This is a genomic window from Ruegeria sp. AP12 (assembly GCF_056540025.1).
In genome coordinates, this window is the sequence record NZ_JBQFVZ010000261.1 from 1 (window position 1) to 612 (window position 612).

Below are 612 nucleotides of genomic sequence, written 5' to 3' on the forward strand. Positions count from 1 at the left end.
AACGCCATCTGTATCGATGCGTTTGTTCTTCATGGCGTCCAGCATTTCAACGCCGCCGCCGACCAACTGCATCAGGTCCTTGTCCGAGCTGACGATGGTCACGCGCCCACCAGCCTCGCGCGCCTGCACGGCAAGCGTGGCAATGATGTCGTCGGCCTCATAGCCCTCAAGCTCTTTGCAGGCGATGTTGAAAGCCTTCGTTGCCTCGCGGGTCAGCGGCATCTGCGGACGCAAATCCTCGGGCATTGCCTCGCGGTTGGCTTTGTAGAGATCATAGAGATCGTTGCGGAACGTGTGCGAGCCCTTGTCGAAGATCACGGCCACATGGGTCGGCGCGTCAGGCCCGGCGTTCCCCTCAACATATTTCTGCAGCATGTTGCAGAAGCCCGACACAGCACCAATCGGCAGCCCATCCGACTTGCGCGTCAGTGGAGGCAGCGCGTGGTAAGCCCGAAAAATAAAGGCCGATCCGTCGATCAGATGCAGGTGACATCCTTTTCCGAAATTGCTCATGCGCGTGCTCCCTGTCGGTCAGGGACGGTTCTGCCACAGGGCCGCGCGACTGACCAGTGAGGAACGTCAGTTAACCGCCAAAGAGGCCGCCAAAAACAT

General features: G+C 59.3%; 1 protein-coding gene. It reads right to left on the minus strand.

Annotation, left to right across the window (positions count from 1 at the left end; genetic code table 11):
- Window positions 1–513 (minus strand): 5'-3' exonuclease (locus tag ACR0E6_RS22640; RefSeq protein WP_480587613.1); only part of this gene is annotated, 513 nt, incomplete at its 3' end.
- Window positions 514–612 lie beyond the last annotated feature (99 nt).